The sequence below is a fragment of the Sebaldella sp. S0638 genome, from assembly GCF_024158605.1.
In the GTDB taxonomy this organism is placed as follows: domain Bacteria; phylum Fusobacteriota; class Fusobacteriia; order Fusobacteriales; family Leptotrichiaceae; genus Sebaldella.
In genome coordinates, this window is record NZ_JAMZGM010000180.1 from 1 (window position 1) to 4,837 (window position 4,837).

The window sequence follows — 4,837 nt, forward strand, 5'->3', positions numbered from 1 at the left end:
TAGATAAATCAATATATGAAAAACAAATCTTTTATTATATCAGATTTAATTTACAGACTTTCTTGCACACTCCCTTTGAATGAGAATATGAAGGTTTCAGAGGTTTCTTTTCTTCTTGGTTATCAAAACTACGGCTACTTTTCTAAAATATTTTATAAATACTTCGGAATATATCCCAATCAAATAAAAGGCAGTGACTATAATTATCAGTTAAAAGAAATAACTAAAGATTATCAGTAACTTATTGTATTAACTCAGTATTCGATCTGAAAATCCGGGAAAGATAACAGGATATAAGCACAATCTATTACTTTTCTATAAATAGTGTATATTAAAAAAGCAGCTATCTAAGACAACTGCTTTTTTAAAACGAACACTCAAACAAAAAAATATTGATATTTTCTAGCATATAATTAATATACTACAAACTATTTTATTTATATACATATTTTTTTACTAAAAAAATGATAGTATAAGAATAAATTGTTATATAATAAATAAAAAAACAGGAATACTTATTCCTGTATTTGTAGTATTGAATTTAATTATTTGGAAGCGTTTGATTGGCTTTAATTTGTTTTAGTCTTTCAGTTTTTGCTGTAGCTCTTTCCAGTGCAATTTCTCTGTTAAGTTTTTCTACCTGTGTCCAGTTCGGCTTATCTTTTATCATTTCCTTTTTTATAGCCAGTTCTTTTTCTTCTATTGCAATTCTTTGTTTTTGCATTTCCGGTGTCATTTCCTGTCTGTGAAAACTCTTCTTCGGCATATTAGGTCTGCCGTTATTAGGGTTTGGATTAGCCATTCCTGTCATTCCTAAACTTAATGCTAAAATTCCTAATGAAAAAATTCTTTTATTCATCTTGATCATCTCCTTTTCTATAAATATATAATATCAAATAAATATGTCAGTTCTGTGAAAAAGGAAAAACAAAGTTTTCAGTTTTATATATTTATATTGTAAGCAGGGAGGAATGAAAAAGAGATGCTTGGAAGCAGTGAAATAAATATAGAAAATTTGATTTTGAACTGGAGAATATCTCTTTTGATTATAATACCCGTGAAGCAATTAGTGATTTTTCTGCTCATATAAGACAGGGTGAGGTTGGAACCATCAGGGAGCGGTAAGAGTACAATCTCGCACCTGCCGGCAAGATTCCGGGATGTCAGTGGGAGAGTTCGTCTTGGATGTTTAGATAACTCTGTTTATGAAACTAAAAAATTGTTATGGGGCATGTAATGTTATAGTTTATAAAAACTTCCGAAAAAAGAAAAAAATACGAGTTAGAAACAGAGTGAGAAATATTGTATAAAATAAAAAAAATAAATGTAAATGATTGACTTCGTCTGTTTTATCTGATATTCTAAATTAATGATTATGAAAAATGATGTAAAATGATATAACGTGATGAAACGTAATATATTTTTATATCAATATAAAAAATAAAAAGGAGGAATTTTTATGAAAAAAATTTTGAAAACACTGTTTTTTATGACAATACTTACAATAATTCTATCTTGCGGAACAAAAAACAATACAGAAACTAAAGAAGCGGAAATGAAAACAACTGAACAGCCGGAAACTGCCAATACTAAGGAAAAAGAAACTTTACAGGTGTATTCAGGTGCAGGGCTGAAAAAGCCAATGGATGAAATAGCAAAACTTTTTGAAGAACAGGAAAATATTACAATAGAATTTAATTACGCCGGATCAGGGCAGTTATTAACACAGCTTGAGACTACAGGTAAAGGAGATGTATATATAGTAGGTTCTGTACCAAATTATGAAGCAGCTAAAAATAAGGATCTTGTTTCAGATTATATAACTGTGGCACATCATACGCCCGCAATTATAACTCTGAAAGGAAATCCCAAAGAGATAAAAACGTTGGAAGACCTTGGTAAAAAAGATATAAAAGTAATTCTGGGTGATGAAAAAGCCAGTGCAATAGGAAAAACAGCACAGGAAATACTAAAGAAAAACAAACTGGAAAGTGTTAATGATAATGTAGTTTCCAGAGCTGCTACTGTAAATGAGATGGTAGTTCAGCTGACTACAGGGAAGGCTGATGCAATGATAGCAACAATAGATTCAGTTTACGGCAATGATGAACTTGAAATAATAGAAATACAGCCTGAAAAAAATATAGACCAGATTATAGCCGGAGGTATTATAAAAAACAGTGAAAACTCTGATCTTGCCGATAAGTTTATAAAATTTGTGGCATCTGAGAAAGGTAAGGAAATATTCGCAAAATATGGTTTTAAACCAGTGACAGAATGAAAAAGAAATTCAATATAAATAAGATTTTTTACTATGTATTATTTGTGATTTTTGCATTGGTATTTTTGTTTTTGACCAGCCCTATAATAATGCTCATTATAAAAGGAGCAGCAGCTATACCGGTTTGTCTAAGATCAAGGGAAATAAGATTTTCAATACTGCTGAGCCTTAGAACTTCTATAGTTTCTACGGTTATTTGTATCGGTCTGGCAGTTCCTGCTGCTTACTTTATATTCAGGATGACAAAATTCAAAAAAATATTTATACAGATATTGTCCATTCCCATGTCACTGCCGCATATAGTATCGGGGATAGCTCTGCTGCTTTTGTTCGGACGTATGGGAATAGGAAATTTTCTGAATGACTATCTGAATATAGATTTTATTTTCACAAGACAGGGAATAATTTTGGCGCAGGTTTTTGTGAATCTGCCTTTTGCTATAAAGCACACAGCAACAGCATTCGGGGATATGAACAAGAAAATGCTGTTTGTAGCAAAGACCTTGGGGTGTAATGATTTACAAGTTTTCCAGAATATAATTCTGCCTTTGCTCAAAAATTCACTGTTGTCAGTAATTGTTATGACATGGGCAAGAGCTTTGGGAGAATACGGAGCGGTTATTATGGTAGCTGGTGCCACAAAAATGAAAACCGAGATAATCCCCACTTCGATAATGCTGAATATGTCAACGGGAGACCTTGATCTGGCAATTGGTATTTCTGCAATACTAATAGTTATTTCTGTATCCTGCATGGCGATTTTTGAATATTTATTTAATAAAGGAAAAAAATATGCTGAAAATTGAAAATTTATGTCTGAAGATGGAGAAGTTTCAGCTTGGCAGTGTTGATCTTACACTTGGAAAAGAAGAATATTTTGTGATATTAGGTGAGACCGGTTCGGGAAAGACACTTTTTCTTGAGAGTATAGCAGGAAGATATGACAAGCTTACGGGAAAAATTTATTTTAACAGCGGTGAGCTCACAGATCTGCCGCCGGAAAAAAGAGGGATAGGATTTGTTTATCAGAATTTTGAATTATTCGGACATATGAATGTATATCAGAATATAGCATTTCCCTTGAAAATAAGAAAAATTTCCAAAAAGGATATAGAAAAAAGTGTAAATGATATTTCTGAAAAGCTGGGAATAAAGGAACTGCTGATGCGTGATGTGGGAAATCTCAGCGGAGGCGAAAAGCAGAGGACAGCACTGGCGAGAGCTTTGATTATAAAGCCGGGAATACTGCTTCTGGATGAGCCGATGAGTGCTTTGGATTATGTTACTAAAAAGGAAACGCAGAAATTGCTGAAAATAATACACATGGATTATAAACCTGTGGTTATACATGTTACACATGATATCTCCGAGGCGTTGTTCCTGTCTGAAAGAATAGGAATAATGAAAAAGGGAAAGCTGGAGAAAATAATAAATATAACTGACGAGATAAAAGAGATTGGTGAGAAATTTTTTTATAAATATCTGTAAAAGGAGAGAATTTATAATGGTATATTTTAGTAGCGAAGAAATAGACAGATTCATAAAAGAAGATGTGCCTTACTTTGATTTAACAAGCCATTTGCTGGGAATAAAAGACCAGCCCGGGAAAATAACTTATTTTATCAGAGAGGATGCTGTGGTATGCGGTACAGAAGAGGTAAAAGAAATTTTCAGGAAATTAAATATAGAATGTACTTTTTTTGTACCCTCAGGTGAAAAGGTAAATAAAAATGATATATTAATATCGGGGACGGGGAAAGCGGAAGATCTGCATACTGCGTGGAAAGCAGGACAGAATATACTGGATCATTGTTCGGGAATAGCTGCACAGACAAGGAGAATGGTAGATATAGGAAACAGCATGGAGCCGAAAGTAGCCATTTTGACAACGAGAAAAGGCTTTCCCGGGACTAAAGCACTGGCTATAAAATCTGTTTTGTCAGGCGGGGCCTTTCCGCACAGGCTGGGAATTTCGGAAACAGTGCTGATTTTTAAACAGCATATGAACTTTATCGGCGGTATTGACGGTCTGGCAGAAAAAATCAAAGAGATAAAGCAATATTGCTGTGAGAAAAAGATAATAGCAGAGGCAGAATCTTTGGGCGACGGAATGAAACTTGCAGAAATGGGAGTGGACGGAATTCAGTTTGATAAGCTAAAGCCAGAGGAGCTGAAAGAAGCAGTAAGGCGGATAAGGGAAAAAGTGTCCGGAATAACAATTCTGGCTGCAGGCGGGATAAATGAGGGAAATATATCGCTGTATGCTGGTACAGGTGTAGACGGAGTGGTGACGACAAGTCTTTATAGAGCAAAACCTGCTGATGTAGGGGTAAGAGTGGAGATGTTGTGAAAAAATTTTAGAGAGCAGTTTTAAATTCATGTATTAAGATAGAGAGAAGATGATTTTGGCTTTGGGCTGGGTTGTCTTTTTTATTTTCAGTTATTTTTGAGCAATTTAGGGAGGAAGAAGAGATATTTTTGGAGCCTGTGATAAAAAGTCTGTAAATAAAAAAATCTTTTTATGATAAACTAAAAACAGGAGGACTTTATTATGAA

The 4,837-nt window shown here is 33.7% G+C and carries 6 protein-coding genes; 5 read left to right on the plus strand and 1 reads right to left on the minus strand.

Features of this window, described 5'->3' with window-relative positions; all coding sequences use genetic code 11:
• The first annotated feature begins 87 nt into the window (after window positions 1-87).
• A complete protein-coding gene (locus NK213_RS18870; protein ID WP_253352136.1) occupies window positions 88-240 on the plus strand; it encodes a helix-turn-helix domain-containing protein in 153 nt (50 codons plus the stop codon).
• A gap of 301 nt (window positions 241-541) precedes the next feature.
• Here the strand turns inward: NK213_RS18870 and NK213_RS18875 are convergent, their stop codons facing one another.
• Window positions 542-859 (minus strand): hypothetical protein, encoded by a 318-nt coding sequence (locus NK213_RS18875; protein WP_253352138.1) that lies wholly within the window; start codon window positions 857-859, stop codon window positions 542-544.
• Between the two features lie 600 nt (window positions 860-1,459).
• Between NK213_RS18875 and modA the strand changes: the two genes are divergently transcribed.
• Genes modA through modD form a run of 4 tightly spaced genes read left to right on the plus strand, consistent with a single transcriptional unit; the run spans window position 1,460 to window position 4,631 of the window.
• Entirely contained in the window at window positions 1,460-2,281 is an 822-nt protein-coding gene (gene modA, locus NK213_RS18880) for a molybdate ABC transporter substrate-binding protein (RefSeq protein ID WP_253352140.1), read from the plus strand.
• Complete coding sequence (locus tag NK213_RS18885; protein WP_253352142.1) at window positions 2,278-3,087, plus strand: ABC transporter permease; 810 nt, start codon at window positions 2,278-2,280, stop codon at window positions 3,085-3,087. The genes modA and NK213_RS18885 overlap by 4 nt, the downstream gene beginning before the upstream one ends.
• Window positions 3,074-3,769: an ATP-binding cassette domain-containing protein gene (locus NK213_RS18890; protein ID WP_253352144.1), complete on the plus strand. Its 696-nt coding sequence runs from the start codon at window positions 3,074-3,076 to the stop codon at window positions 3,767-3,769. The genes NK213_RS18885 and NK213_RS18890 overlap by 14 nt, the downstream gene beginning before the upstream one ends.
• 16 nt (window positions 3,770-3,785) lie before the next feature.
• The gene (gene modD / locus NK213_RS18895) at window positions 3,786-4,631 is read left to right on the plus strand and encodes a ModD protein (protein WP_253352151.1); all 846 of its coding nucleotides are present in this window, start codon (window positions 3,786-3,788) and stop codon (window positions 4,629-4,631) included.
• Window positions 4,632-4,837 lie beyond the last annotated feature (206 nt).